The sequence below is a fragment of the Marinobacterium sp. BA1 genome (assembly GCF_041155135.1).
Classification (GTDB): domain Bacteria; phylum Pseudomonadota; class Gammaproteobacteria; order Pseudomonadales; family Balneatricaceae; genus Marinobacterium; species Marinobacterium iners.
Genome location: NZ_BAAFHC010000001.1, coordinates 2952189 through 2975268, shown reverse-complemented (window position 1 = coordinate 2975268; position 23080 = coordinate 2952189). Strand labels below are relative to the sequence as shown.

Sequence of the window (23080 nt, the reverse complement as noted above, 5' to 3'; positions counted from 1 at the left end):
AATTTTGCAATCAAGATCAGCTCTTAAAGATAAAGAGGCAAGATTCGCTACAAAGCGAAATTAATGTATGTTTAAACGATATATTTATAGATAACTTAAAATATAAAGAAAAGATATACTACTCTATAAATGAAGCAGTTTATCATATTCACTATGATTACAATATAAACTGGTACGTACTGAATGATATCTGTAATATTGAATTTAATATGGAGCACTATATAAATATTTTCAGTCGAGGTTATGAGTATTCGTGTAGCGAAGATAAGATATTTTATTCATTGAGACAGGATTAAATGCCATTGTATGATATTTGAATTTTTCATAGACCACGGTTGGAAGCATTGAGCTAGATGAACAGTGACAGTATTTATCTGACACCCACATAAAAAATGGCGCAAGATAGAAACACTTGGGCAAAGTGTAACGCTAATTATCTCAACCAGTCATTGTTGAAATCAAATTACAGGGGTAACAATTAAGCTCACCGCTGGACGACACAAAAAATTCCATTCAGAATTACTCTTTTAATCGATATGCTCAGGGCTGCGCAAGCCACCTGATGGACTTCTCAACTTCAAAAGGATGTGTACATGAAAATGCCTAAGTTACTCCTTTCTCTCGTTTGTGCACTTGCACTAAGCGGCTGCATTGATGTCAGCCTGGATTTCGATCTGAAATCGGAACAACTCGACATTCGTACTCTGCAGGGTGCTGATACAGGAAAGCCAGGCCCCAACCCAAATAAAAATTGTGAGCAACAGGGCGGTTCACTCACTTCTCATGCAGACGGAAGCACTGTTTGCCATCACGTCACTCAATTTTCAATTGACACATGGTTGCAAGAGGGAAAAGTCAGTTTTATCGATATCGGCAGTACAGAAAAATCCAAACCTATGCCGATTGATGTAGAAACCGAAGATGAAGGTGTTATCAAACTCACACTTGACGTCAACACTTTCATTTCCGAGTTCAATGAGGACATGTTCCCACCAGATATGCCTGCTGAAATGCAACAGGCCATGATCAAAAGTCTTAAAGAAGAAGTTGGTAGTGAGGGTTTTCATATCGCCTTCACTGGCGAACAGGTAAAGGATACCAACGGTTCTTTGTCCAATAACGGCAAAACTGTCACCTTTAATATTCCGATGCTCGATATAATAGACCCCGCCAACAAGCAGTCTCCAGACACCTATACTGCGGTTATTCGGGTTGATGAAATGCCTGAAAAATTATTGGCCCCTGTCACGTTCAGCGACTCGGAAGTTCGTAATTTCATTTCTTCAGAACTAGACGGTAAACTTCCAGTGGGATGGCAAGCCGTTGTTGTTACGGCTGAAATAGCCGAAAACAAAGTATCAATGGTCAGTGACTATATTATTAATGATACTGCTCATAGATTTATGCTACCTGACAGCACCGCTTCAGAAAATGCACTGCTCAAGTTACATAATCAGATGTCTGAAGATGGGCTGGGTTGGCGCAAAGCGAAGCTGACATTAAAGCCGGAAGGCAGCTTGCGAATCGAACCTTTGGATTGAAAAATTAAAACGGTCATATTGACTTATTGACCCTACTGAGGCTACTCAGTAGGGTACTATCCGCTATTCAGGATGAACGCCTCCGTTTTATAACGACTGATAATCAGGAAGAATTAATCATGTCCAGAAACCGTCTGAACCTTTTAGCTTTAGTAACCTTATTCATACATTTTTTTATCGCGGTGCCATCACAGGCCGAAGAGCAGCGGGCCAAACGCCCCTTTGCCGTGACAGATGTACCCGAAGCAGGCCTTCAAATATTTGTACCCGCGCGACCACAATGGAACTGGGAAACTCAACGCCGCCGTGATACCCATGCGATAATACTCAGTACACCTGAGGACTATTATCCACCCACAAGTATTGATATTGTCAGTGTGCCTGATATCACGATCAAAAAGGAACTTTTACCTTTGATTGCACTGAAATCTTTGGCAACTGTACGCAAGAGCGCAAGTGCCATGAATCCTGAAGTCATGCGAAAAATGGAAAAAGTAACCTATGGCGACATCGTAGGTTATGAAGAGCTTCTGTCTTTGAGATCTGAAGGGGTGGATTACGAAGCGCTCAGTTTTGCCGGTATGATGCCTTCAGGACGCTCCGTAGCTTTTTTTGCTGTTACCGCTCAGGGAAAGTCAGAACACATCCATCCAATGCTGACTAAAATAATCAGTAACTTGAAACCTCTTCCCAATAATTAAAAGGAAATACACTAATGGACGCCTATGTTGTAGGGAATTTACTAGGCCGCTTGCTGATGAGTGCCGCTATTGTTTACCTTGTGCTATTTGTAGTCGGGAAGTTTGACTTCAAGTTCGCTAATAAAAAATTGAAAAGTATTGGCTCTATCTTGGCCATAATGATTCTTTTTTTGTTGGGTTTGGCTGCAAACCATACAGGGTAGAACAATCAAAAAAACTGATATATTTGCACCATTCAGACGGCTTAATTGATTCTCCTTTTAGTGTGACAATCATTGCACTGAATCAGGAGGAGAAGAATGCCAGCCCTGCGTAACACAATAGAGTCCTATGGATTGATCAGCATCCTGCTGCATTGGCTGGTTGCGTTGACAGTGTTCGGTCTTATTGCCTTGGGGCTGTGGATGGTCGAACTGAACTATTACAGCCCCTGGTACAAGCTTGCACCATTCTGGCACAAGAGTATCGGTTTAAGTCTGGCCGCTGTTCTTGTTGCACGCCTGCTGTGGCGATTGACAAACCCTCAACCCAAGACACTTCCCAGCCATCGCCGCTGGGAGGTTCGTCTTGCCCATGCCGCTCATGCTCTGCTCTACTTCATGCTGTTTGCCATTCTGATCAGTGGTTATCTGATCTCGACCGCCAAGGGCCAGGGCATCAGTGTATTTGGCTGGTTTGAACTGCCTGCACTGATCACCGAGCTTCCTGGTCAGGCCGATCGCGCAGGGGCTGTGCATTACTGGTTGGCCATGGGCGTACTTGCGTTAGTAGCCCTGCACATTCTGGGTGCGCTCAAGCATCATTTCATTGATCGTGACACCACCCTCATCCGCATGTTGAGGCCGGGGTCCACTAATACCAAGGAGAGTCATAATGAATAAACTGTTTGCCGGTATGGCATTGGGTTCAATGCTGACAATGTCTGCTGTGACAGCACAGGCAGCGGAATATGCCATTGATATCGAAGGCCAGCATGCTTTTGTCAATTTCAAGATCAGCCACCTGGGCTACAGCTGGCTGTACGGCCGCTTCAATGAGTTTGATGGTCGCTTCAACTGGGATTCCGAATCACCGGAAGACAGCAGTGTGAGCGTCAATATCAATACTGCCAGCGTGGATTCAAATCATGCCGAACGTGACAAACACCTGCGCAGCGCAGACTTTCTCAATGTGGACGCTCATCCCGTTGCACGCTTTGAGTCTACTTCTGTGACTGCGTCTGAGGATGGCGCGCTGGAGATCAAGGGTAACCTGACACTGAACGGCGCGACCCGCGAAGTGATCATTGATGCCCAACATCTGGGTGAGGGTGAAGACCCCTGGGGTGGATACCGCGCAGGTTTCGAAGGCAGCACCAGCATTCGTCTGAAGGACTACAATATCGATATGGATCTTGGCCCTGCTGCACAGGAAGTCGAACTGATTTTGAGTATTGAAGGCATCCGCCAGTAAGCTCTGCACAATCAAGGCCGGCACCGTCGGCCTTTCCACCTTCATTTCCCCCTGTTTTTATCGCTTTGCAGCGGCTTTAGCGTTTCTTGCTACTTACCCACAGGCAAAGCCGAATTTTTTTTCGGTATCTTACCCACATGTGTCACTGATTCCGGGCCTAACCCTGCTGGACATTTATTGACCGGCATTGTGATAGCCTGTGCAAAACAAGGGATGGCTTTATGATAAACCCTGCTTATCCACAGCTATAATATTCATAAACTACTGTTTTTAAAGTATTTAATGGTTTTACCCTGTTATCATGGCACAACTTGCCAATCCCATCCTGCAATAAAACCTGCTCATGTTATACATACCACACACAGACTTACCAACAGGTATATCTTCACGATATTCAGGCCTTGTTTGTGTTGTCGAAATCAATTCACAGCCAACGTACAGCTTGCTCTGCTCTTAACCACATGAATATACAATTCACACCAGCCTGTCCGGAAACTGTGTTCCTGTCCAGGAACCATCTGTGCACAAACGGTGGAACAATTCAGGCTGTGGATATGGTGCTGTTTTACACACAGCTCATCCCAAGGGCGTCACCAGTCACACGGGCAAGGGTATACAGGGTTTGAAGATGTATAACCATATGAAATACATACGAAAAACCGTACTATCAACGGAAATGTGGCTGACCATACATAACAAACAATAATCATCTTTATATATAAACCTTACCTATCCTTACTTATATATAAGAAGAAAAAGAGCTGTTCAATATTTGACCATTTCCTGCAGCACTTCAGAACGCTATACTTGTCAGCCTTTTCACCCGACCCATGCGGTCAGTTCGACAACACAATCTGTGAGGCCTGTGCAGTGGATTACCCTGACCACTTTGATGTAATCGTGATCGGCGGCGGACATGCCGGAACAGAAGCCGCTTTGGCATCCGCACGCATCGGTGCCAAAACTCTGCTTCTGACACACAACATCGAAACGCTGGGTCAGATGTCCTGCAACCCAGCCATCGGCGGGATCGGCAAGAGTCATCTGGTGAAAGAGATCGATGCGCTTGATGGGGCGATGGCACGGGCAACTGATCGAGGGGGTATCCAGTTTCGGGTACTTAATGCCCGCAAGGGGCCTGCTGTACGTGCAACACGCGCCCAGGCTGATCGTATCCTCTACAAGGCTGCCGTTCGTTCGATACTGGAGAATCAGCCTAACCTGCATATTTTCCAGCAGGCGGCTGATGACTTGATCGTGGAAGGTGAACAGGTCAAGGGGGTAGTGACTCAAACCGGCATTCGTTTTCACGCACGTTCTGTGGTTCTGACTGCAGGTACCTTCCTAGGAGGTGTTATCCATATCGGACTGGATCATCATGCCGGTGGCCGTGCCGGTGATCCGCCTTCAATCCGTTTGGCACAGCGATTACGAGAGTTGCCGTTACGGGTCGATAGGCTCAAGACTGGCACACCTCCGCGCATCGATGCCCGCAGTGTCGATTTTTCCGTCATGCAGCCTCAGCCGGGTGATACTCCAACACCGGTCATGTCTTTCATGGGCAGCCGGGATGAGCACCCACAGCAGGTCAGTTGTTTCATCACCCATACCAACGCCCGTACCCATGACATTATTCGTGGCGGGTTGGACCGGTCGCCCATGTATACCGGCGTGATCGAAGGGATTGGGCCTCGTTACTGCCCCTCTATCGAAGATAAGATCAATCGCTTCGCGGACAAGGACCAACACCAGGTTTTTGTTGAACCTGAAGGCCTTACTACCCATGAGCTATATCCCAACGGCATCTCCACCAGTCTGCCGTTTGATGTACAGATGGAGCTGGTTCGTTCGATTCGCGGTTTTGAACATGCACATATCACCCGACCGGGCTATGCCATCGAATATGACTTTTTCAACCCGCAGGATCTGCGTCATACGTTGGAAACAAAACATATCAGTGGTCTTTATTTTGCCGGTCAGATCAACGGAACGACCGGTTACGAAGAAGCCGGCGCTCAGGGCCTGCTGGCGGGTTACAACGCAGCAGCACGCGCACTTGAGCGCGAGCAGTGGTATCCTCGCCGCGATGAAGCCTATATCGGTGTTCTGGTCGATGATCTGATCACGCTGGGTACCTCCGAGCCCTATCGCATGTTTACCAGTCGGGCGGAATACCGTTTGATTCTGCGTGAAGACAACGCCGATCTGCGCTTGACCGAAAAGGGGCGTGAACTGGGGCTGGTCGGCGATGAACGCTGGATGCGGTTCGAGGCCAAGCGCGAAGCGATGGAGCTGGAGCTGCAACGCCTGAAAAATACTTGGGTACATCCCGCTACGGTCGAAGCAGAGCAACTCAGCAGCCGTCTGAAAAGTGAGCTGACCCGAGAATACAATCTGGCCGACCTGATCAAGCGCCCCGAGTTGGGCTACAACGACGTGGCCTGGCTCAAGGGCGAGCCGATCAATGACGCTCAGGCCGCAGAGCAGGTTGAGATCCAGCTCAAATATTCCGGCTATATCGAGCGGCAAAAGACTGAAATCGAGCAGATGCGCCGCCAGGAAAACACTCGCTTGCCGGATGATTTCGATTACAGTCAGGTCAGTGGTCTGTCCAATGAGTTGAAACTCAAGCTGGGTCAACAGCGCCCGGAAACCCTGGCACAGGCTTCACGCATTCAGGGTATGACACCTGCAGCGATTTCGTTGCTGCTGGTATATCTGAAAAAACGCCAACTCAGCCATAACAGGACACAGGTGCAACATTGATGGATCGGTATCGCCACACGCTGGAGCAGGCGCTGAAACAACTGAAACTCGACCTCAACGAAACACAAGTCGAGCGCCTGCTGGCCTATCATCAATTGCTGGTGAAGTGGAACAAGGCATACAACCTGACCGCTGTGCGTGATCCGCAGGAGATGATCAGCCGTCACCTGGTGGACAGCTTGAGCATTCTGCCCTGGATTGGCTCGGGACGTCTGCTCGATGTGGGCAGTGGCCCCGGTCTGCCTGGTATTCCGCTGGCGATCTGCCGTCCCGATCTTGATGTCACCACACTGGACAGTAACGGCAAGAAGACTCGGTTTCAGCAGCAGGTGCGCATCGAGTTGGGGCTGGATAATCTGACCGTTATCAACGGTCGAGTGGAACAGGTAGAGGCAGCCCCTTTCGACATGATAGTTTCACGCGCCTTTGCTTCCATTTCTGACATGCTGACACTCAGCGGTCATTTGGCCGCGCCAAGTGGAGTGTTTCTGGCGATGAAAGGACTGTATCCTGAAGCCGAACTCGAACAGATACCGGCAGGGTTTTCATTGCAGGACGTACACCGGCTTAACCTGCCGGATACCGATGGCGAGCGACACCTGCTGATCCTTGGGAGAATCTGAACGTGGCCAAGATCATCACAATCACCAATCAGAAGGGTGGTGTGGGTAAGACCACCACCTGCGTCAACCTGGCGGCATCTCTTGCTGCGACCCGCAAACGGGTACTGATGATCGACCTGGACCCCCAGGGGAATGCCACCATGGGCAGCGGCATCGACAAGCATCAACTGGAACATTCGGTGTATGAGCTCCTGACAGATCAGACCGATGCCGCCAATGCGATCATCAAGGATACCCTGTGCGGCTATCATCTGATCGGTGCCAATGGCGACCTGACGGCTGCCGAGGTTGAGCTGCTGCAGCTCCCGCGGCGTGAATTCCGGCTCAAGATGGCACTGATGCCGGTGATGGATGACTATGACTTCATCCTGATCGACAACCCGCCGTCACTCAATCTGCTGACGGTCAACGCACTGGCGGCATCATCCGGTGTGATCATTCCTATGCAGTGTGAGTACTATGCACTGGAGGGGATCAGTGCACTGGTCGGGACCATCAACAAGATCAATCAGCGCCTGAATCCGGAGCTGAAGATCGAGGGCATACTGCGCACCATGTACGATCCGCGCATGAGCCTGACGAAGGATGTATCCACTCACTTGGTGGAGTATTTCGGGGATAAGGTCTATCGCACGGTGATCCCCCGTAATGTGCGTCTGGCTGAAGCGCCAAGCCATGGTCTGCCAGCGCTGCAGTATGACAAGAGCTCCCGCGGGGCTCTGGCCTATCTGGCTCTGGCTGGTGAATTGATTCGCCGTACGGATCGGGAACGCACCGCAGAGGCGGTGGTGACAACGGAACAGGAAGCTGAATGATGGTAGCGAAAAAACGGGGACTGGGGCGCGGGCTGGATGCGTTGTTGTCTGATGTGGCGGCAGAAGACTCACCTTACGCGGAACAGACCGAGGTACGTCAGGCCGCAGACAAGCAGGGTGACTTGCGACAGATGTCACTGGATGACATCCAGCGTGGTCGTTATCAGCCACGGCGTGATCTAGAACCGCAGGCATTGGAAGAGCTGGCAAACTCGATTCGTGCCCAGGGCGTCATGCAGCCGATTGTGGTCCGACCGGTAGCGGAGGGACGTTACGAAATCATCGCAGGTGAGAGGCGCTGGCGAGCGGCACAGATGGCGGGATTGAGCACAATTCCGGTGATTATCCGCGATGTGCCCGATGAAGCAGCCATCGCCATGGCCCTGATTGAAAACATTCAGCGTGAAAATCTCAACCCAATCGAGGAAGCGATCGCGCTGCATCGTCTGCAGACCGAGTTTGAGCTGACTCAGCAGCAAGTCGCTGATGCCGTTGGCAAGTCCCGCTCCACGATTACCAACCTGCTCCGGTTGATGAATTTGACTGATGAGGTCAAAAAAATGCTGGAGTATGGCGATATCGAAATGGGCCATGCGAGGGCATTGCTGGCCCTGGAAGGGCTGGTTCAGATCAAGGCGGCAGATGAGGTCGTCACCAGAGGGCTTTCGGTACGCGAAACCGAGTTGTTGGTGAAGCGTTTTCAGCAACCCGCTGATGCCGAAGAAAAGCCGTCAAAGCAGCCAGACGAACAGCTGCAGCAGCTTGCAGGAGAGCTGTCTCAGCGTTTTTCTGTACCCGTCAAGATCAATGCGACGGCAAGCGGCAAGGGTAAGATTTCAATCAATTTCAAATCTCGTGATGAACTCGATGCAATCCTGCAGCTGATTGGCTGACCCGCATCAGGTAATATCCAGTCGTACTGGCTTAGGGTAAGACCTTAGTGCAAATCTTCCGGGTTTCAGTTGAGAAACAGGGGGGGAATGCCTATAATCTGCCCGCTATTTGGGCACTGTTTCGGACGATACAGGATCAGGATTGAGGAAGAGTACAGCGGAGCAAGTCCCAAAAGCGGCTGTCAGTGTACGTGACAGGCGCAGCATCAAGGGATTCAAGCGAATCTTCCTGCAACAGGCCGTGTTGATACTCTGTGTATCTGTGGCCTGTTTGTTGCTCGGGGTGACACAAGCATATTCGGCCCTGCTGGGTGGTCTGCTTTACCTGATTCCGAATCTGTATTTTGCCTGGCGGGCATTTTCCAGCCAGGACGCCGATAACGCCCATCGCATCGTGATTCGTATGTATGCGAGCGAAATAGGGAAAATGATGCTGGCGGTTGCGCTGTTCAGTGCAACCTTCATGCTGGTTCAGCCTTTGAGCCCATTTCCCCTATTTGGCACCTTCATACTGCTGCAGCTATCCGGATGGATACTGCAGCTGAAGCAGTGCAGACACAGTTCCTGAAACTTTGAATGAGAGATACTGAGAATGGCAAGTGGAACAGTTACATCCTCAGAATACATTTCCCATCACTTGACCAACTTGACGTTCGGGAATCATCCCGAAAACGGTTGGAGCTTCGCGCACGGTGCGCAGGAAGCGGCAGAGATGGGTTTCTGGGCGATCAACGTCGATACAATGCTGTGGTCCGTGGGGCTGGGCCTGCTGTTTATATGGTTCTTCCGCAAGGTGGCCAAAAGTATGACAGCCGGTGTTCCTGGGGGGGCGCAGAACTTCGTTGAAACTCTGATCGAGTTCATCGATGAGAACGTTAAAAGCATCTTTCACCACAAGAATGCCGTAATTGCCCCACTGGCACTGACCATCTTCGTCTGGATTTTCCTGATGAACCTGATGGACCTGGTGCCGGTTGACTGGGTGCCTTACATCTTTGCGCAGATGGGTGTTGAGTACATGAAAATTGTACCGACCACTGACGTGAACGCTACCGGCGGCATGGCATTGAGCGTGTTTGCCCTGATTGTTTACTACAGCATCAAGCAGAAAGGTGTGAGCGGGTTCCTGGCTGAGCTTTCATTCCAGCCGCTGCCGAAAATATTTGCTCCGTTCAACCTGTTCCTTGAGCTGGTTGGTCTGCTTGCCAAACCGGTGTCACTGGCACTGCGACTGTTCGGCAACATGTACGCGGGCGAAATGATCTTCATCCTGATCGCGCTGCTGCCGTTTTGGGCGCAGTGGGTGCTGTCTGTACCCTGGGCGATCTTCCATATCCTGGTTATTACTCTGCAGGCGTTCATCTTCATGGTGCTGACAATTGTGTACCTCGCCATGGCGCATGATGATCACTGAGTTGTAACGGATAGAGTTTACTGAACAACCGATTTACCTTTGCAAAACTAACTAACTTAACCTTGAAAATAGTTGGAGAGAAAAAATGGAAGCAATGCTGTATATCGCTGCTGCGCTGATGCTGGGTCTGGGTGCTATTGGTGCTGCTATCGGCATCGGTATCCTGGGTGGCAAGTTCCTGGAAGGTGCTGCTCGTCAGCCTGAACTGGTTCCTCTGCTGCGTACTCAGTTCTTCATCGTAATGGGCCTGGTTGACGCGATCCCGATGATCGGTGTTGGTCTGGGTCTGTACGTCCTGTTCGCTGTTGCTTAATTAAGTAGTTCGAATGGCACTGCGCCCCTGCGGGGGTAACTACTTGAACAGACAACCGCGAGAGGTAATGGCGTGAATATCAATCTCACCATCATTGGTCAGGCCATTGCATTCTTCCTCTTCGTCGTATTTTGTATGAAATACGTCTGGCCACCGATTACCGGTGCCCTGGCTGAACGTAAGAAGAAGATTGCCGAAGGGCTTGATGCGGCCGACCGTGCTAAACGTGATCTCCAGCTGGCACAGGAAAAAGCAGCTGACGGAATGCGTGCAAGCAAGGAAGAGGCAGCCGCCATCATTGAACAGGCCAACAAGCGGGCTAACCAGATCATCGAAGAAGCCAAGGAGCAGGCACGTGTCGAAGCCGACCGTGTGAAAGCATCTGCTCAGGCTGAACTCGAACAGGAAGTCAACCGTGCACGCGAAACACTGCGCGCTCAGGTGGCTACACTGGCAATTGCCGGTGCTGAAAAGATTCTGGAAGCCTCTGTTGACGAAAAAGCGCACGCTAAGCTGGTTGAGAAACTGGCAGCTGAGCTTTAAGCGAGGTTTACGATGGCTGAACTCAATACAGTCGCCCGGCCCTACACCAAAGCCGCATTCGAATATGCGCGTGAGAAGGGCAACCTCGATCAATGGTCTCAGACACTGTCACTTGTCGCCATGGCGGCCAGTGACAGCCTGATGACCCGAGTGCTGAGCAATCCGTCCCTGAGCGGCGAGCAAAAAGCTGACGTTGTACTGTCAGTGCTCGATGCCAAGGCGGATGAAGCAGGCAAGAACTTTGTTCGTCTGTTGGCCGAAAACGGCCGGCTGAGCCTGCTGCCAGAGATCTCCGTGCAGTTCGAGCGCCTGAAAGCCAATCTGGAGAAAAAGGTCGATGTTGACCTGACCACGGCTTTCCCGCTCGAAGATGCACAGCAGGAGAAACTGGCCAAGGCCCTCAGCACCAAGTTGGGTCGTGAAGTGAAGCTTACATCCCAGGTGGATAAGTCCATCATCGGGGGTGTGGTTGTTCGCTCTGATGACCTTGTGATCGACGGTTCCGTTCGCGCACGACTGGCGAAACTGGCCGAAGCGATGAATTCCTGAGTGTGAGGAATAACAATGCAGCAACTGAATCCATCTGAGATCAGCGAGATTCTCAAGAAGCGCATCGAGAAACTTGATGTGTCTTCTGAAGCCCGTAACGAGGGCACCATCGTCAGCGTATCCGATGGTATTATCCTGATCCACGGTCTTGCCGACGTTATGTACGGCGAGATGATCGAATTCCCGGGCGGTGTCTACGGTATGGCACTGAACCTGGAGCGCGACTCTGTCGGCGCCGTAGTACTGGGCGACTACCAGGGTCTGGTCGAAGGCATGACCGCACGTTGTACCGGTCGTATTCTTGAAGTGCCGGTTGGTCCGGAACTGCTTGGTCGCGTTGTTGACGCGCTGGGTAACCCGATCGATGGCAAGGGGCCGGTCAATACCAAGCTCACCGACGCGGTTGAGAAGGTAGCGCCGGGTGTAATTGCACGTCAGTCCGTAGATCAGCCGGTTCAGACCGGTCTGAAAGCGATTGACGCGATGGTACCGGTTGGCCGTGGCCAGCGTGAGCTGATCATCGGTGACCGTCAGATCGGTAAGACCGCAATTGCGATCGATGCGATCATCAACCAGAAAGGTACCGGCATCAAGTGTATCTACGTTGCGATCGGACAGAAGCAGTCCACCATCGCCAACGTGGTGCGCAAGCTGGAAGAGCACGGTGCGATGGATCACACCATCGTTGTCGCTGCAGGCGCTGCTGATCCGGCTGCCATGCAGTACCTGGCACCGTACGCCGGTGCGACCATGGGTGAATACTTCCGTGACCGCGGTGAAGACGCGCTGATCGTATTTGACGACCTGACCAAGCAGGCTTGGGCATACCGTCAGATCTCTCTGCTGCTGCGTCGTCCGCCGGGCCGTGAAGCATACCCGGGTGACGTATTCTACTTGCACTCCCGTCTGCTGGAGCGTGCGTCCCGTGTAAATGCTGACTACGTTGAACAGTTCACCAAGGGTGAAGTGAAAGGCCAGACCGGTTCTCTGACCGCACTGCCGATCATCGAAACCCAAGGTGGTGACGTATCTGCGTTTGTACCGACCAACGTAATCTCCATCACCGATGGCCAGATCTTCCTGGAAGCCAGCCTGTTCAACTCTGGCGTACGCCCTGCGATCAACGCAGGTCTGTCCGTATCCCGAGTGGGTGGTTCTGCCCAGACCAAGATCATCAAGAAGCTGGGTGGCGGTGTGCGTCTGGCACTGGCTCAGTACCGTGAGCTGGCAGCGTTCGCGCAGTTCGCTTCCGACCTGGATGATGCTACTCGTAACCAGCTGGAACACGGCCAGGCCGTAACCGAGCTGATGAAGCAGAAACAGTACTCTCCGATGTCCGTCGCCGAGATGGGTCTGAGCCTGTACGCTGCCAACGAAGGCTTCCTGAAAGGTGTCGAGCTGGACAAGATCGGTGCATTCGAAGCAGCCCTGGTCGCCTACTTCAACAGCGAACACGCTGATCTGATGGCGAAAGTGAACGAGAAAGGCGGTTACGACGACGAAATCGCGGCTCAGTTCAAGGCTGGCATCGAGAAGTTCAAGTCTACCCAAACTTGGTAATTGCTCGTCAGAGCTGGTGACCGGCCAGATACACCGGCCGGTCCAATACTGATTCAAGTTTAATAGGCGGAACTATGGCAGTCGGAAAAGAGATTAAGACGCAGATTGCGAGCATTGGCAGCACGCGCAAAATCACCAGCGCCATGGAAATGGTTGCTGCGTCGAAGATGCGTAAGGCCCAGGATCGCATGCAGTCTTCCCGTCCGTACGCCCAGAGCATCCGTGGTGTTATTCAGCATCTGGCGAAAGCCAACCCTGAATACAAGCACCTCTACATGCAGGAGCGTGAGGTCAAACGTGTCGGCTTCATTATTGTGGCATCCGACCGTGGCCTCTGTGGCGGTTTGAACGTGAATGCGTTCAAGGCAGCTGTAAGCAAAATGAAAGAGTTCCACGACAGGAATATCGAAGTCGATATCTGTGCACTGGGCTCTAAGGCAATCACCTTCTTCCGTAACTACGGCGGTAACGTCGTTGCTGCGAAGGGCGGTCTCGGCGATGCGCCGGAACTGGAACAGCTGATCGGTTCGGTCAAGGTGATGCTGGATAACTTCGACGAAGGCAAGCTGGATCAATTGTTCATCGTATCCAACGATTTCGTGAACACCATGACCCAGAAGCCTGGCGTTGAGCAGCTGCTGCCGCTGAAGGCGGAAGACGATGACAAGACGCTCAACCATCACTGGGACTATCTGTACGAACCGGACGCGAAGGAGCTGTTGAACGGCCTGCTGACGCGTTACATCGAGTCCCTGGTCTATCAGGCCGTGGTTGAGAACAACGCCTGTGAACAGGCAGCCCGAATGCTGGCGATGAAGAATGCAACCGACAACGCCGGCAACCTGATCGACGAGCTTCAACTGGTATACAACAAGGCTCGTCAGGCGGCGATTACTCAGGAAATTTCCGAGATCGTCGGTGGTGCTGCTGCTGTTTGATGCAGTGAACAGGTTTAAAAGTTAAGAGGATCCGAACATGAGTAGCGGACGTATTGTTCAGATTATCGGTGCGGTTGTAGACGTGGAATTCCCGCGTGACAACGTGCCGAAGGTTTACGACGCATTGACCGTCGAAAAAACCGGCCTGACACTGGAAGTTCAGCAGCAGCTGGGCGACGGTGTCGTACGTGCAATTGCCATGGGTCAGACTGAAGGTCTGAGCCGTGGTTTGGAAACGACCAACACTGGCGCTCCGGTATCTGTACCGGTCGGTACTGCCACCCTGGGTCGTATCATGAACGTTCTGGGTGAGCCGATCGACGAATGTGGTCCGATCGGTGAAGAAGAGCGTTACGCCATCCACCGTAAGGCGCCGTCTTACGCGGACCAGGCAGCTACTAACGAGCTGCTGGAAACCGGCATCAAGGTTATCGACCTAGTTTGCCCGTTCGCCAAGGGTGGTAAGGTCGGTCTGTTCGGTGGTGCCGGTGTAGGCAAGACCGTAAACATGATGGAGCTGATCAACAACATCGCGACTCAGCACTCCGGTCTGTCCGTATTTGCGGGCGTTGGTGAGCGTACTCGTGAGGGTAACGACTTCTACCATGAGATGCAGGAAGCTGGCGTTGTAAACGTTGAGCAGTTCGACAAGTCCAAGGTAGCGATGGTCTACGGCCAGATGAACGAGCCGCCGGGTAACCGTCTGCGTGTAGCTCTGACCGGTCTGACCATGGCGGAAAAATTCCGTGATGAAGGCCGTGACGTACTGCTGTTCGTCGACAACATCTACCGTTACACCCTGGCGGGTACCGAAGTATCGGCACTGCTGGGTCGTATGCCTTCTGCGGTAGGTTACCAGCCGACTCTGGCGGAAGAGATGGGCGTTCTGCAGGAACGTATCACCTCTACCAAGACCGGTTCCATCACGTCTATCCAGGCGGTATACGTACCGGCGGATGACTTGACTGACCCGTCTCCGGCAACCACCTTCTCCCACCTTGATGCGACTGTAGTACTGTCTCGTCAAATCGCGGAGCTGGGTATCTACCCGGCGATCGACCCGCTGGACTCCACCTCTCGTCAGCTGGATCCGCTGGTTATCGGTCAGGAACACTACGAAATCGCTCGTGGCGTTCAGCAGACCCTGCAGCGCTACAAGGAGCTGAAGGATATCATCGCGATTCTGGGTATGGACGAGCTGTCTGAAGAAGACAAGCAGACTGTATCCCGTGCGCGTAAGATTCAGCGCTTCCTGTCTCAGCCGTTCTTCGTGGCCGAAGTATTCACCGGTTCTCCGGGTAAATACGTGTCTCTGAAGGAAACCATCCGTGGCTTCGACGGCATTCTGAAAGGTGAATATGATCACCTGCCGGAACAGGCGTTCTACATGGTTGGCACCATCGACGAAGCTGTTGAGAAAGCGAAGGGCCTGTAAGTTCCGCGCGGAACCTTTTAAGAGGTAATCAAGATGGCTATGACTGTTCATTGTGACATCGTAAGTGCCGAAGAGCAGATCTTCTCCGGCCTGATCGAGTTCGTCTCCGTGACAGGTAGCCTGGGTGACCTGGGTATCTACCCGGGTCACGCTCCGCTTCTGACGGAACTGAAACCAGGCCCTGTCGAGCTGCGCAAGCAGGGCGGTGAGGAAGATGTATTCTACGTCTCCGGTGGCTTTATCGAAGTACAGCCGCATAAAGTGACAGTGCTTGCTGATACTGCACTGCGTGCGGGTGACCTGAGTGAAGCTGCCGCGCTTGAAGCCCAGAAGCATGCCGAGCATGCCATGGCTGACAAGACCGGCGAGTTCGAATACTCACGTGCTGCGGCTCAGCTGGCTGAAGCAGCGGCTCAGCTTCGCACTCTGCAGCAGATTCGTCGCAAGATTGGTAAATAACCAACCTTTCGACTGCATGCAAAAAGCAGCCTCAGGGCTGCTTTTTTTGTATCTGGATATTACGTGACGGCTATGAAGCGTTGCAGAAATCATGTTGCGTGCTTTCGCTAGAGTAAGCCCCACAGCGTGTTGAATATGATCTGCTGGGCAGCGGCAACTTCACGTGAGTCGATCACCACTGCGGTAGGGTAATTGTCAGAAGCCAACGAAATAATGGCGCAGCGTGGTGGGTAAATTGCAATGTATGCCGCATCAACTGAACCCTCTGTTCGTATCCATTTACGTTCCGAGTACTCGGCGCTCTCACCTCCATCACCGATCGCAATCACCCGCACGCGAATTTTGCGGGCGACCCGCTGAGCCGTGAAGTTGGGAAATGGACGGTACAACAGGGGTCGAATCGGCTTGGAGGAAAACACCGAGTAGACACGTTCATCCTGATCACCAACACGGTTGAGAATATCGCGCAGGACCTGCTCAATCCCGGCATCCCCTTCATAAAACTCCACATTGGCGACGCTGAACTCAGGTTTAAGGTGGTGCAGTTCGGGTATCACACTGCCTTTCAGCTGATTGATCGCCTGATCAAGTTGCTGGCGTCGCTCTTGTGCCAACTGGAGTAATACTTCTGGCTCTCGCGCTGAAAAATAGCGGCGTTTGCCCTTGGGCAGGTAGGTGACGACTCCACGCTGTTGCAGGCTTTTAAGACACTCATAGGTTGTCCCGCGATTGACACCTGCGCGTTCAGCAACGGTTCGTATTGCACTGGGTCCCAATGCAAGCAAGGCCTTGTAAATGCTGACATCACGTTCACTCAGACCGAGCTGTTCAAAAATCTGCTGGTTCATATTGTCAATTTTTGAGTGACAAAAAGGATTGATCGATTTCGAGTATACGCTAAAGTGCCTGACAACTCTTGAATCAATGGGCCCTGACAGGTGTCAGGGCCGCAAACAGACAAGTTGTGGATGATGAAAACGGATGTAGTGATTCTGGCTGCCGGACAGGGCAGTCGCATGAAATCGGCGTTGCCGAAAGTGATGCACCGACTGGCAGGAAAGCCGATGTTGCAGCATGTTATTGATCGTGCCCGGGCACTTCAGGCTGAAGCGCTGCATGTGGTGATTGGACACGGCGGTGAGCAGGTTGAACAGGCAATGAAGGGTCAGGCAGTGAATCTTGTCTGGCAGCATGAGCAGCTTGGGACAGGCCATGCCGTGGCTCAGGCGATGCCGCAGATCGGCAACGACTCGATTGTACTGATCCTGTATGGCGATGTACCACTGACGCGTCCTGAAACGCTGCAGCAGCTGACAGATATTGCTTCACAGGGCGACCTTGGGCTGCTGACAGTGAATCTTGAAGACCCAGCCGGATATGGTCGAATCATTCGCAATGCAGTTGGCGATGTGGTGGCCATTGTTGAACACAAGGATGCCAGCGAACAGCAAAAGCTGACCCGTGAGGTGAACACCGGTATTCTGGCGTTGCCGTCTGCAGCGCTGCATGAGTGGCTACCGCGTCTGTCTGCGAATAACGCTCAGGGCGAATACTACCTCACCGATGTGATCGCCATGGCGGCAGAAGAAGGCATGCGAGTGCGCGCCATCCAGCCGAAAGCCGAGCAGGAGGTACAGGGCGTCAATAATCGTCTGCAACTGGCTCAGCTGGAGCGCTGGTTCCAGCAGCAGCAGGCCGAAATGCTGATGGCTGAAGGCGTGACCTTAGCCGACCCTGCCCGTATTGATATCCGTGGTGTGCTGAAAACCGGTCGTGACGTGCTGATCGATATCAACGCGGTGTTCGAAGGCGAGGTGCTGCTGGGTGATGGTGTTGAAATTGGCCCCAACTGCCTGATCCGTAATGCGGTGATTGGGGCAGGTTGTCGTATAGAAGCCAATTCGATGATTGATGGCACTACTGTGGGTGACAATGCGCAGATCGGCCCCTTTGCTCGGCTGCGTCCAGGTACCGAATTGGCCAAAGGCGGCAAGATAGGCAATTTTGTAGAAACCAAGAAGGCTCGTATTGGAGAGGGCTCCAAGATCAACCACCTGACCTATATCGGCGATGCTGAGATCGGTCGAGAGGTTAATGTCGGAGCCGGTACCATTACCTGCAACTATGATGGTGTTAACAAGTCCCTTACCCGCATCGGCGATGGTGCCTTTATCGGCTCCAACAGCTCGCTGGTGGCACCGGTCGATATTGGGGCTGGTGCAACCATCGGCGCTGGCTCTACCGTGACCAAAACCGTGACTGACAACCAGCTGGCGGTGGCCCGTGGCAAGCAGGTCAATATTGATAACTGGGCGCGCCCGCAGAAGAAAGGATCCTGAGCATGTGTGGAATTGTAGGCGCCATTGCGGCGCGCTCCGTGGCCGGAATTCTGCTGGAAGGTCTGCGTCGCCTTGAGTACCGTGGTTATGACTCAGCCGGTATGGCGGTGCTGGACCATGGTCAGATCAGCCGCCTGCGCCGTATTGGTAAAGTACAGGCGCTTGCTGAGGCTTGTGAGAAGCAGCCGCTGGCCGGGCATCTGGGTATCGCCCACACCCGTTGGGCGACCCACGGCAAACCATCGGAACAGAATGCCCACCCGCACATGTCCGGCGAGCGTCTGGCGGTGGTACACAACGGCATTATCGAAAACTTCGAGCCGCTCAAACGTGAGCTGCAGCAGCAGGGCTATGTCTTCACCTCGGAAACCGATACCGAAGTGGTTGCCCACCTTCTGGATCGCGAGCTCAAACAAGGTCTGACCTTAGTGGATGGATTGCGCCAGACGTTGAGTTATCTGGAAGGCGCTTTTGCACTGGGCGTGATTCATGCCGATAGCCCGGAGCAACTGCTGACCGCGCGCAAGGGCAGCCCGCTGGTGATTGGGGTTGGCATTGGCGAAAATTTCATCGCCTCCGACCAGCTTGCACTGCTGCCGGTCACCGACCGCTTCATGTTCCTTGAAGATGGTGATATCGCGGTGCTGGAGGTTGAGCGCATTCAGGTATTTGATGCCAGTGGAGACGTGGTCGAACGTGCTGTGACCACCTTCGAGCATGGCCTGGGCAATGCCGATAAGGGCGAGTTTCGCCATTTCATGCTCAAGGAAATTTACGAGCAACCGCGGGTTATGCAGGCGGTACTGGAAGGGCGCACCGCCTCGGGCCACTTGTTGGAGCAGGCGTTTGGCAGTGGCGCAAGTGCAGTGTTTGATCAGGTGAAACAGGTGCAGATCGTGGCCTGCGGTACCAGCTACCATGCTGGGATGGTAGCCAAATACTGGATCGAAGACCTAGTGGGCATCCCCTGTATGGTTGAAGTGGCCAGTGAATTCCGTTACCGCCCGGTAGTGTTGCCTGAGGGGACTCTGCTGTTGACCCTGTCCCAGTCTGGTGAAACGGCCGATACCCTGGCGGCACTGCGTGAAGTAAAACAACGTGTGCTGGCCACACTGGCAATCTGCAATGTGCCGGGCAGTTCACTGGTGCGCGAGTCTGATCTTAGCCTGATGACCAATGCCGGCCCTGAAATCGGGGTGGCGTCTACCAAGGCATTTACCTCCCAGCTGGTTGCCCTGATGTTGACCACCATTGCGTTGGGGCGTCGTCACAGCCTGACCGCTGAGCGTGAAGCCGAGCTGATCGCAGCCCTGCAGCAATTGCCTGAACTGCTGCAACAGCTGCTGCAGCTGGATGGTGCGATTGAGCAGATGTCGACGCACTTTGCCGAAAAGCACCATGCATTGTTTCTTGGTCGTAACAGTCTTTATCCGGTGGCAATGGAGGGAGCTCTCAAGCTGAAAGAGATCTCTTACATTCATGCCGAGGCCTACCCGGCTGGTGAACTCAAGCATGGTCCGCTGGCGCTGGTGGATAAGGAGATGCCGGTCATCGCGGTGGCGCCTCGCAATGGCATGCTGGACAAGCTCAAGGCCAATCTACAGGAAGTACGTGCCCGAGGCGGTGAGCTGTTTGTGTTTGCCGGTTGCGAGCAAAGCATCCAGCCAGAGGATGGTGTGCATGTGATCCATCTTCCCGAGATGCCAGCCATACTGGATCCGATAGCCTTTACATTGCCATTGCAATTGCTGTCATACCACGTTGCCGTACTCAAGGGTACGGATGTGGATCAGCCACGCAATCTGGCCAAATCGGTTACGGTGGAATAAGAGATACCTGTGTCACAATGAAAAATGCCCTGCAGTGCAGGGCATTTTTGTATCCGCGAAGTGTGGGTCTCTCATGTTGAGTCGCGGTGGTCGTTCCGCTTTAACTCGTGCATAACCGGCTCGGGTCGTGACCAGACAACGACTGCGCCGATGGTGATGAAAACCAGAATGCTCAGAAGCAATACAGGGTGGCGGATACTGATTAGTACGATACAAAGTGCCACAAACATGCCGATACTGGCGGTCCATTTGGTGCGTCGATCGATAAAGCCACCCTGTTCCCAGTTGTGCAGACATGGGCCAAGCAGTCGATGTTGTTCCAACCAGCCGCGCAGGCGGGGTGAGCAGCGCGAAGCACTCCAGGCGGCGACCAGTACGAAGATGGTGGTGGGCAATCCCGGCAACAGGGCGCCGATCAAGGCCAGGGCAATACAGACCCAAGTCAGCAGTAACCAGCCCCAACGCAATGGGGGGCTGATCATTTCAGATTGTGTCTGTCGCCTGACTGAAGGCATGAGTGAGGCTCCGTATTCTTGACCATACAGTATGGATAATGGGCCAATACTCACCGAAAAGACAATTTAAAAGCCCGCTGCTTGCCATAGCTCAACTCAATCATCAGCCACAGTCGAGGTTGGTCGTTGCAGTGTTTCAACGATGTAATTCAGTACCCGACGTGAGTAAATCAGGCTGGTGTGAGTGAGGGGAAATACCTTGTGTTCGGTCATGCCGGTGACACGGGTTTCATCAATCAGGACGGTCCCGTCGGATATCGAATCCCTGCTCAGCAAAGGCATCAGCCCCACAGGCAAGTCGCCGGCGATACTGTATAGCCGGGCTTTAAAGGGCCAGTGATGATTGTCGGCCAACAAATATTCGATGCTGTTTTTAAGCATCCCCTTGAACCTGGAATCATGAATCTCACGGGCCAGGTGACTGCCCTTGTGAGGGGTGCCCAGCGTAATGACCGAGTCGACCCAGTGGCTCTGTTTGCTGTTGCGTTCAAGGTAGCGCCGTGCAATCAAACCTCCCATGGAATGGCAGACGAAAGCGGTGGGCTCGTTGTCGATAAACTGATCGATTCGAGTGCAGATCGTATCCAGATCGGGCGACAGTGTGTTGTAGGTCAGGTTGAGTGTCTGATAACCCTGTTTATGCAGGCGCTTGCATAAAGGGCGCATCACCAGTCCTGACATGTAGAGACCGTGCAACACCACAACTTTTTGTACGTGCATAACGGCAGTGGCTCCATCCATCTGTTCGTGTCAGCTTAACCCTTCAGTGAAATGGAGGAAAGACCGCCTTTTGCGCTACCGGACCATGGCTGTTCCTCCGGCTGAGCGGTAGGATAGGTGGCATCAACCAGGCTGACAGGGACTGAAATGAACGAAACCATCTTCATGCTGGCGATCGACTTTATTGCGCTTATTGGTGTTGTCGTGCTGTTGCTGATTGTTGTCCTGCTTATTGTTGGCGTGATTATGTATCAGATAGACAAGCGCCAGACGGCACATACCATACGGCGCAACTATCCCTTGTTGGGGCGATTTCGCTACCTGTTCGAAACACTGGGCGAATTTTTGCGTCAGTATTTTTTTGCCATGGACCGTGAAGAGATGCCGTTCAATCGTGCCCAGCGTTCCTGGGTCTATCGGGCGGCGAAAAATATTGATAATACGGTGGCCTTTGGTTCGACACGGGATCTGCGCAAGCCGGGGACTTACTACTTCCTGAACTGCCCGTTTCCGACACTGAGTGAAGATGCGGCCAGTACACAACCGATGCGGATTGGGCCCTACTGCCGGCAGCCCTACGATGCGCCATCCTTTCTCAATATTTCGGGCATGAGTTTTGGTGCTCTGTCGGCACCTGCGGTACAGGCATTGTCGATGGGAGCAGCAAAAGCGGGTTGCTGGATGAATACCGGTGAAGGCGCCCTGTCGAAGCATCACCTGACCGGTGGCTGCGATATCGTATTTCAGATTGGCACTGCCAAGTACGGCGTCAGGAATGAACAGGGACGGCTTGACGATGCGCGCCTGGCGAAAATAGCCGCGATTGAACAGGTCAAAATGTTCGAAATCAAGCTGAGCCAAGGTGCCAAGCCGGGCAAGGGCGGCATATTGCCGGGCGACAAGGTGACAGCCGAGATTGCCGAGGCGCGTGGCATTCCGGAAGGGCAGGCCTCGATCAGCCCCAATCGCCACCCGGAAATATCCAGTATTGATGACCTGCTGGATTTTATTGCACATGTGCGTGAAGTGACCGGAAAACCGGTTGGCTTCAAGCTGGTGCTGGGCAGTACGGATTGGCTGGATGCATTCTGTGAAGCCGTGTCAAATCGAGGCAGTGAGTCGGCACCGGATTTCATTACCCTGGACAGTGCTGACGGCGGCACCGGGGCAGCGCCCATGCCGCTGATGGACAGCGTTGGCCTGCCACTGCGCGAGAGTCTTCCGCTGCTGGTCAATAAACTCATTCAGCATAACCTGCGCAACCGGGTGCGGGTGATCGCATCGGGCAAGTTGATCAACCCGACCGATGTGGCGGCAGCAATCTGTCTGGGGGCTGACTTTGTTGTGACTGCACGTGGTTTCATGTTTGCGCTGGGCTGTATTCAGGCATTGCAGTGCAACAAAAACAGCTGCCCCACCGGCATTACCACTCACAACCCCAAACTGCACAAAGGGCTGGTACCGGATGTAAAGGCAGAACGGGTAGCCAACTTTCACCACAACCTGGTGCATGAAGTCGAAATGATTGCCCATGCCTGCGGTGTATCAGAACCTCGTCAGCTGACACGTGAGCATGCCGCCGTCGTGGTCGATGGTGGTGGGTCGGTACCGTTGAATATCCTCTACCCCCGCTCCTGAGAGCGGAAAGAGTGAAGCCAGCAATCAAGCTTGCTTC

At 52.9% G+C, this 23080-nt stretch carries 24 protein-coding genes; 21 read left to right on the top strand and 3 right to left on the bottom strand.

From position 1 onward, the window contains the following. The first annotated feature begins 593 nt into the window (after positions 1-593). From ACAM29_RS14465 to ACAM29_RS14380, 18 genes are all read left to right on the top strand, one after another. Positions 594-1541, top strand: a complete 948-nt coding sequence (locus ACAM29_RS14465) for a hypothetical protein (protein WP_369624524.1) — start codon at positions 594-596, stop codon at positions 1539-1541. 119 nt (positions 1542-1660) lie between these two features. Further along, entirely contained in the window at positions 1661-2242 is a 582-nt protein-coding gene (locus ACAM29_RS14460) for a hypothetical protein (RefSeq protein WP_091827886.1), read from the top strand. A 14-nt stretch (positions 2243-2256) separates the two neighbouring features. Next, entirely contained in the window at positions 2257-2445 is a 189-nt protein-coding gene (locus ACAM29_RS14455) for a hypothetical protein (protein ID WP_091827885.1), read from the top strand. A gap of 96 nt (positions 2446-2541) precedes the next feature. Continuing rightward, positions 2542-3123 (top strand): cytochrome b, encoded by a 582-nt coding sequence (locus ACAM29_RS14450; protein ID WP_206837617.1) that lies wholly within the window; start codon positions 2542-2544, stop codon positions 3121-3123. Beyond that, on the top strand, positions 3116-3694 hold the full coding sequence (locus tag ACAM29_RS14445; RefSeq protein WP_091827883.1) for a YceI family protein: 579 nt from the start codon (positions 3116-3118) through the stop codon (positions 3692-3694). The genes ACAM29_RS14450 and ACAM29_RS14445 overlap by 8 nt, the downstream gene beginning before the upstream one ends. A gap of 870 nt (positions 3695-4564) precedes the next feature. Continuing rightward, on the top strand, positions 4565-6460 hold the full coding sequence (mnmG, locus tag ACAM29_RS14440; protein ID WP_369624523.1) for a tRNA uridine-5-carboxymethylaminomethyl(34) synthesis enzyme MnmG: 1896 nt from the start codon (positions 4565-4567) through the stop codon (positions 6458-6460). Then, the gene (gene rsmG, locus ACAM29_RS14435; RefSeq protein ID WP_091827882.1) at positions 6460-7083 is read left to right on the top strand and encodes a 16S rRNA (guanine(527)-N(7))-methyltransferase RsmG; all 624 of its coding nucleotides are present in this window, start codon (positions 6460-6462) and stop codon (positions 7081-7083) included. The genes mnmG and rsmG overlap by 1 nt, the downstream gene beginning before the upstream one ends. A 2-nt stretch (positions 7084-7085) precedes the next feature. Further along, positions 7086-7898: a ParA family protein gene (locus ACAM29_RS14430; RefSeq protein ID WP_091827881.1), complete on the top strand. Its 813-nt coding sequence runs from the start codon at positions 7086-7088 to the stop codon at positions 7896-7898. Beyond that, positions 7898-8791 carry a ParB/RepB/Spo0J family partition protein gene (locus ACAM29_RS14425; protein WP_369625150.1) on the top strand — a complete coding sequence of 298 codons (894 nt, stop codon included), beginning with the start codon at positions 7898-7900 and terminating at the stop codon, positions 8789-8791. Before ACAM29_RS14430 ends, ACAM29_RS14425 begins: the two co-directional genes overlap by 1 nt. A gap of 142 nt (positions 8792-8933) precedes the next feature. Continuing rightward, positions 8934-9359: an ATP synthase subunit I gene (locus tag ACAM29_RS14420; RefSeq protein ID WP_369624522.1), complete on the top strand. Its 426-nt coding sequence runs from the start codon at positions 8934-8936 to the stop codon at positions 9357-9359. 24 nt (positions 9360-9383) lie between these two features. Beyond that, positions 9384-10205, top strand: coding sequence for a F0F1 ATP synthase subunit A (gene atpB / locus ACAM29_RS14415; protein ID WP_091827879.1), 822 nt, complete (start codon positions 9384-9386; stop codon positions 10203-10205). An 85-nt stretch (positions 10206-10290) separates the two neighbouring features. After that, the gene (gene atpE / locus ACAM29_RS14410) at positions 10291-10518 is read left to right on the top strand and encodes a F0F1 ATP synthase subunit C (protein ID WP_091827878.1); all 228 of its coding nucleotides are present in this window, start codon (positions 10291-10293) and stop codon (positions 10516-10518) included. Positions 10519-10590: 72 nt separating this feature from the next. Continuing rightward, the gene (locus ACAM29_RS14405; protein WP_091827877.1) at positions 10591-11061 is read left to right on the top strand and encodes a F0F1 ATP synthase subunit B; all 471 of its coding nucleotides are present in this window, start codon (positions 10591-10593) and stop codon (positions 11059-11061) included. A gap of 12 nt (positions 11062-11073) precedes the next feature. Continuing rightward, positions 11074-11610, top strand: a complete 537-nt coding sequence (locus ACAM29_RS14400; RefSeq protein WP_091827876.1) for a F0F1 ATP synthase subunit delta — start codon at positions 11074-11076, stop codon at positions 11608-11610. Between the two features lie 15 nt (positions 11611-11625). After that, on the top strand, positions 11626-13170 hold the full coding sequence (gene atpA / locus ACAM29_RS14395) for a F0F1 ATP synthase subunit alpha (protein WP_354408838.1): 1545 nt from the start codon (positions 11626-11628) through the stop codon (positions 13168-13170). A 74-nt stretch (positions 13171-13244) separates the two neighbouring features. Beyond that, a complete protein-coding gene (gene atpG / locus ACAM29_RS14390) occupies positions 13245-14108 on the top strand; it encodes a F0F1 ATP synthase subunit gamma (protein ID WP_091827874.1) in 864 nt (287 codons plus the stop codon). 37 nt (positions 14109-14145) lie between these two features. Beyond that, complete coding sequence (atpD, locus tag ACAM29_RS14385) at positions 14146-15543, top strand: F0F1 ATP synthase subunit beta (RefSeq protein WP_091827873.1); 1398 nt, start codon at positions 14146-14148, stop codon at positions 15541-15543. Between the two features lie 33 nt (positions 15544-15576). Then, entirely contained in the window at positions 15577-16002 is a 426-nt protein-coding gene (locus ACAM29_RS14380) for a F0F1 ATP synthase subunit epsilon (protein ID WP_091827872.1), read from the top strand. Between the two features lie 107 nt (positions 16003-16109). Here the strand turns inward: ACAM29_RS14380 and ACAM29_RS14375 are convergent, their stop codons facing one another. Then, a complete protein-coding gene (locus ACAM29_RS14375) occupies positions 16110-16850 on the bottom strand; it encodes a TrmB family transcriptional regulator (protein ID WP_091827871.1) in 741 nt (246 codons plus the stop codon). Positions 16851-16973: 123 nt separating this feature from the next. Between ACAM29_RS14375 and glmU the strand changes: the two genes are divergently transcribed. Continuing rightward, entirely contained in the window at positions 16974-18341 is a 1368-nt protein-coding gene (gene glmU, locus ACAM29_RS14370) for a bifunctional UDP-N-acetylglucosamine diphosphorylase/glucosamine-1-phosphate N-acetyltransferase GlmU (RefSeq protein WP_369624521.1), read from the top strand. Positions 18342-18343: 2 nt separating this feature from the next. Next, positions 18344-20170, top strand: coding sequence for a glutamine--fructose-6-phosphate transaminase (isomerizing) (gene glmS, locus ACAM29_RS14365; protein ID WP_369624520.1), 1827 nt, complete (start codon positions 18344-18346; stop codon positions 20168-20170). Positions 20171-20241: 71 nt separating this feature from the next. Here glmS and ACAM29_RS14360 read toward each other — a convergent pair whose 3' ends face one another. After that, entirely contained in the window at positions 20242-20685 is a 444-nt protein-coding gene (locus ACAM29_RS14360; RefSeq protein ID WP_354411909.1) for a YbaN family protein, read from the bottom strand. 96 nt (positions 20686-20781) lie between these two features. Next, the gene (locus ACAM29_RS14355; protein ID WP_369624519.1) at positions 20782-21405 is read right to left on the bottom strand and encodes an alpha/beta hydrolase; all 624 of its coding nucleotides are present in this window, start codon (positions 21403-21405) and stop codon (positions 20782-20784) included. Between the two features lie 147 nt (positions 21406-21552). On the opposite strand from ACAM29_RS14355, the gene ACAM29_RS14350 reads away from it, so the two are divergent. Then, on the top strand, positions 21553-23043 hold the full coding sequence (locus tag ACAM29_RS14350; RefSeq protein ID WP_206837602.1) for an FMN-binding glutamate synthase family protein: 1491 nt from the start codon (positions 21553-21555) through the stop codon (positions 23041-23043). Positions 23044-23080 lie beyond the last annotated feature (37 nt).

Excerpts from the sequence above, each read along its gene's own strand:
- ACAM29_RS14465 (WP_369624524.1), top strand. The coding sequence starts at position 594 with ATGAAAATGCCTAAGTTACTCCTTTCTCTCGTTTGTGCACTTGCACTA.
- ACAM29_RS14460 (WP_091827886.1), top strand. The coding sequence starts at position 1,661 with ATGTCCAGAAACCGTCTGAACCTTTTAGCTTTAGTAACCTTATTCATA.
- ACAM29_RS14455 (WP_091827885.1), top strand. The coding sequence starts at position 2,257 with ATGGACGCCTATGTTGTAGGGAATTTACTAGGCCGCTTGCTGATGAGT.
- ACAM29_RS14450 (WP_206837617.1), top strand. The coding sequence starts at position 2,542 with ATGCCAGCCCTGCGTAACACAATAGAGTCCTATGGATTGATCAGCATC.
- ACAM29_RS14445 (WP_091827883.1), top strand. The coding sequence starts at position 3,116 with ATGAATAAACTGTTTGCCGGTATGGCATTGGGTTCAATGCTGACAATG.
- rsmG (WP_091827882.1), top strand. The coding sequence starts at position 6,460 with ATGGATCGGTATCGCCACACGCTGGAGCAGGCGCTGAAACAACTGAAA.
- ACAM29_RS14425 (WP_369625150.1), top strand. The coding sequence starts at position 7,898 with ATGGTAGCGAAAAAACGGGGACTGGGGCGCGGGCTGGATGCGTTGTTG.
- atpB (WP_091827879.1), top strand. The coding sequence starts at position 9,384 with ATGGCAAGTGGAACAGTTACATCCTCAGAATACATTTCCCATCACTTG.
- atpE (WP_091827878.1), top strand. The coding sequence starts at position 10,291 with ATGGAAGCAATGCTGTATATCGCTGCTGCGCTGATGCTGGGTCTGGGT.
- ACAM29_RS14400 (WP_091827876.1), top strand. The coding sequence starts at position 11,074 with ATGGCTGAACTCAATACAGTCGCCCGGCCCTACACCAAAGCCGCATTC.
- atpA (WP_354408838.1), top strand. The coding sequence starts at position 11,626 with ATGCAGCAACTGAATCCATCTGAGATCAGCGAGATTCTCAAGAAGCGC.
- atpG (WP_091827874.1), top strand. The coding sequence starts at position 13,245 with ATGGCAGTCGGAAAAGAGATTAAGACGCAGATTGCGAGCATTGGCAGC.
- atpD (WP_091827873.1), top strand. The coding sequence starts at position 14,146 with ATGAGTAGCGGACGTATTGTTCAGATTATCGGTGCGGTTGTAGACGTG.
- ACAM29_RS14380 (WP_091827872.1), top strand. The coding sequence starts at position 15,577 with ATGGCTATGACTGTTCATTGTGACATCGTAAGTGCCGAAGAGCAGATC.
- ACAM29_RS14375 (WP_091827871.1), bottom strand. The coding sequence starts at position 16,850 with ATGAACCAGCAGATTTTTGAACAGCTCGGTCTGAGTGAACGTGATGTC.
- glmU (WP_369624521.1), top strand. The coding sequence starts at position 16,974 with ATGAAAACGGATGTAGTGATTCTGGCTGCCGGACAGGGCAGTCGCATG.
- glmS (WP_369624520.1), top strand. The coding sequence starts at position 18,344 with ATGTGTGGAATTGTAGGCGCCATTGCGGCGCGCTCCGTGGCCGGAATT.
- ACAM29_RS14360 (WP_354411909.1), bottom strand. The coding sequence starts at position 20,685 with ATGCCTTCAGTCAGGCGACAGACACAATCTGAAATGATCAGCCCCCCA.
- ACAM29_RS14355 (WP_369624519.1), bottom strand. The coding sequence starts at position 21,405 with ATGCACGTACAAAAAGTTGTGGTGTTGCACGGTCTCTACATGTCAGGA.
- ACAM29_RS14350 (WP_206837602.1), top strand. The coding sequence starts at position 21,553 with ATGAACGAAACCATCTTCATGCTGGCGATCGACTTTATTGCGCTTATT.